This is a genomic window from Paenisporosarcina sp. P4_E4_2, assembly GCF_056401595.1.
In genome coordinates this window covers 1-4,045 of sequence record NZ_JBFUJC010000290.1, presented here as the reverse complement: position 1 = coordinate 4,045, position 4,045 = coordinate 1, and the positions used below count along the sequence as shown (strand labels likewise).

Sequence of the window (4,045 nt, the reverse complement as noted above, 5' to 3'; positions counted from 1 at the left end):
GTCTAACTTATTTCGTTTTTCCGCAGGAGTCTTCAGAAATAGCCGACCATCATCTTACTAATGAAATAATATGAAGAGATATGCAAACAGAAGCGAAATCCGTTGATTGGAGTGGAGGCGGCGACTTCAGCGGGAACAGCACGAGCTGAAGRMCCCGCAGGAAACGAATAGTGCAAATGTAAGTTTGCACTATTCGTTTGCGACGAAGCTAGCGAAGCGATGYAGGAGCACCGGTTTTTCTAGTGACGAGGAGACTGAAGCCGTGCCCGCGAAACGCGTCCGCCGCAATGGAAATCAACATTTTCTTACATACGCTTTTTCATTAGTATACAGTTAAAAAACGACCTCGAGCTGAGGTCGTTTTTTTGTGCGTTGTAGAACGTTTACAGTCGATTTAGTTTTATAATACAGAGTTTCATTTGTACTAGTACAGATTTAAGGAATGTGAATAGTCCGTCATTGGTAAGTTCATATTTCACTAGAGTTTCCAATGATTGACCACGAAAATAAAGTTGAGTATACTAGGAAAGAATGAACATTGTATCACTCAATTTTTATACTTGCTTTAATACAGTTACTTAAGGAGAGGTGTTAACATGGCTGCAAAAAATGCCAAGCAATTAGGACCAGTAGAAACACTTCAAGCGATCGAAGAAAAATTTGAAATGTTTCAGATTTTGAATGAAGAAGGCGAAATTGTTAACAAAGACGCAGATCCAAATTTATCAAATGATGAATTAGTCGAGTTAATGCGCCGCATGGTGTATACACGTATTCTTGACCAACGTTCTATTTCTTTAAACAGACAAGGGCGTTTAGGTTTCTATGCACCAACAGCTGGGCAAGAAGCTTCTCAATTAGCTTCTCATTATGCTCTTGAAAAAGAAGATTTCATCCTACCAGGGTACCGCGATGTACCTCAAATGATCTGGCACGGATTGCCACTTTCACAAGCATTCCTATTCTCAAGAGGACACTTCATGGGGAATCAGATTCCTGAAAACGTGAAAGTATTCCCACCACAAATCATTATTGGTGCTCAAATCATCCAAGCTGCAGGTGTTGCTCTTGGTATGCAAAAACGCGGGAAAAAATCAGTTGCTGTGACTTATACAGGTGACGGTGGTTCTTCGCAAGGTGACTTCTACGAAGGTATTAACTTTGCAGGTGCTTTCCGCTCTCCAGCTATATTCATTGTTCAAAATAACCAATATGCAATCTCAACTCCACGTGAATTGCAAACTGCTGCTAAAACAATCGCTCAAAAAGGGATTGCAGCAGGTATTCCAAGTATCCTAGTTGATGGAATGGATCCATTGGCAGTTTATGTTGCAACACGCGACGCTCGTGAACGTGCAGTTAATGGTGAAGGCCCAACATTAATTGAAACATTATGTTACCGTTATGGACCACATACGATGGCTGGGGATGACCCGACACGTTACCGTACATCTGATACGGATTCAGAGTGGGAAAAGAAAGATCCATTAGTTCGATTCCGTGCTTATTTAGAAGCAAAAGATCTTTGGAATGAAGAAAAAGAAAATGAAGTGATCGAACAAGCTAAAGAAGAAATCAAAGATGCCATTAAAACAGCTGATGCTGCTCCGAAACAAAAAGTGACGGATCTAATGGAAATTATGTATGATCCAAACGTAGAAATGCCATATCACTTAAAAGAACAATATGAACTTTACAAAGAGAAGGAGTCGAAGTAACCGATGGCACAAATGACGATGATTCAAGCAATTACGGATGCACTCCGTACAGAGCTAAAGAATGATGAAAACGTCCTCGTCTTCGGTGAAGACGTTGGAAATAACGGCGGTGTATTCCGTGCAACTGAAGGTTTACAAAAAGAATTCGGTGAAGACCGTGTATTTGATACACCTCTTGCTGAATCAGGAATCGGTGGCTTAGCGGTTGGTCTTTCTCTTGAAGGCTTCCGTCCAGTACCGGAAATCCAATTCTTCGGTTTCGTTTATGAAGTAATGGATTCAATCAGTGGTCAATTGGCTCGTATGCGTTTCCGCAGTGGAGGCAAATACAATGCGCCGGTAACAATCCGTTCTCCATTTGGTGGAGGCGTTCATACTCCTGAAATGCATGCTGACAGCTTAGAGGGTCTAGTTGCTTCTCAACCTGGTTTGAAAGTAGTTATTCCATCTTCTCCTTACGATGCAAAAGGATTATTAATTTCTGCAATCCGTGATAATGACCCAGTTATTTTCTTGGAGCACATGAAATTATACCGTTCATTCCGTGAAGAAGTACCTGAAGAAGAATACACAATTCCTTTGGGTAAAGCGGAAGTAAAACGTGAAGGTACAGACTTAACAATTATTGCTTATGGTGCAATGGTACACGATAGCTTGAAAGCTGCAGAAGAACTTGAAAAAGAAAACTACTCAGTAGAAGTCATCGATTTACGTACTGTGCAACCTTTGGATATTGAAACGATCATTGCATCTGTTGAAAAAACAGGTCGAGCGGTTGTCGTTCAAGAAGCACAAAAACAAGCAGGTATTGCTGCTAACGTTGTAGCTGAAATTAACGAACGTGCAATCTTAAGTCTAGAAGCGCCAGTATTACGAGTATTTGCACCTGATACAATCTTCCCATTCGCTCAAGCGGAATCAGTTTGGTTACCAAACTCGAAGGATATTGTACTAACAGCAAAAAAAGTACTTACATTCTAATAAGAAGTTCAAAAAGTCGGTATAAGTTAGCACATAGAATTTCTTGACCGTCTTTTGGAATTGAAGATGATAGACACTCACAACTGAAAGGGTGAATTTTGTGGCATTTGAATTTCGATTACCGGATATCGGTGAAGGTATACACGAAGGCGAAATAGTGAAATGGTTTGTCAAAGCAGGCGACACCATTGGCGAAGATGATATTTTATGTGAAGTTCAAAACGATAAAGCAGTCGTTGAAATCCCTTCTCCTGTAGCAGGAAAAGTGGAGGAAGTGCTGATTGAAGAGAGTACAGTAGCGACTGTAGGCCAAGTCTTGATTCGCATCGACGCACCTGGCTATGAAGATCTTCAGTTTAAAGGTGATCACGAAGACGAATCGAAAGCAGAAGAGAAAACAGAATCTCAGGTTCAAGCAACTGCTGAAGCTGGACAAGCTGTAGCGAAAGGTCAAGCTTCTGAAAAAGCATCTGCAGAACCAACGAAAGCTGCACCTAAAACAGAAGCAGCTCCTAAGGCTGAAAAAGATCCAAATGGTCGTGTAATTGCGATGCCATCAGTACGTAAATTTGCACGAGATAACGATGTTGAAATTTCTCAAGTCAACGGTTCAGGTAAAAACGGCCGTGTGATGAAAGAAGATATTGAAGCATATATGAACGGTGGGCAAACTTCTGAAGCAACTCCACAAGATGAAGTTGTTGCAAATGAAGAAACAACAAGCACTGAAAAAGTAGCGAAACCTGCAGCTCCAGCTTTAGAAGGCGAATTCCCTGAAACTCGTGAGAAGATGTCAGGAATCCGTAAAGCAATTGCTAAAGCAATGGTTCACTCGAAACATACTGCTCCACACGTTACATTAATGGATGAAGTAGATGTAACTGAACTTGTTGCACATCGTAAGAAATTCAAAGATTTAGCGGCTGAGAAGAATGTGAAATTAACGTATTTACCATACGTAGTTAAAGCGTTGGTAAGCACATTGCGTGAATTCCCAGACTTCAATCGTTCACTTGATGACGAAGCTGGCGAAATCATTCAAAAACATTACTTCAATATCGGAATTGCAGCGGATACTGAAAAAGGCTTGTTAGTACCAGTCATCAAACATGCAGACCGTAAATCAGTATTTGCGATTTCAGATGAAATCAACACACTTGCAGGTAAAGCTCGCGATGGAAAATTATTACCTTCTGAAATGAAAGGTGCTTCTTGTTCAATCACGAATATTGGCTCTGCTGGTGGACAATGGTTTACGCCAGTTATCAATCATCCTGAAGTTGCAATTCTAGGAATTGGTCGTATTGCAGAGAAACCTGTCATAAAAAATGGTGAAATTGTAGCCG

3 protein-coding genes are annotated in these 4,045 nt (G+C 40.8%); all 3 read left to right on the top strand.

Annotated elements, in window-relative coordinates; translation table 11 throughout:
- Nucleotides 1–596 precede the first annotated feature (596 nt).
- Nucleotides 597–1,718 carry a pyruvate dehydrogenase (acetyl-transferring) E1 component subunit alpha gene (gene pdhA / locus AC1DSB_RS15640; RefSeq protein WP_016427831.1) on the top strand — a complete coding sequence of 374 codons (1,122 nt, stop codon included), beginning with the start codon at nucleotides 597–599 and terminating at the stop codon, nucleotides 1,716–1,718.
- A 3-nt stretch (nucleotides 1,719–1,721) separates the two neighbouring features.
- Nucleotides 1,722–2,699 carry an alpha-ketoacid dehydrogenase subunit beta gene (locus tag AC1DSB_RS15635; protein ID WP_016427830.1) on the top strand — a complete coding sequence of 326 codons (978 nt, stop codon included), beginning with the start codon at nucleotides 1,722–1,724 and terminating at the stop codon, nucleotides 2,697–2,699.
- Between the two features lie 100 nt (nucleotides 2,700–2,799).
- Nucleotides 2,800–4,045, top strand: a 1,246-nt coding sequence (locus AC1DSB_RS15630; protein ID WP_477587058.1) for a dihydrolipoamide acetyltransferase family protein, incomplete at its 3' end; no start/stop codon positions are given.

Coding starts and splice junctions, on each gene's coding strand:
- pdhA (WP_016427831.1), top strand. CDS start 597: ATGGCTGCAAAAAATGCCAAGCAATTAGGACCAGTAGAAACACTTCAA.
- AC1DSB_RS15635 (WP_016427830.1), top strand. CDS start 1,722: ATGGCACAAATGACGATGATTCAAGCAATTACGGATGCACTCCGTACA.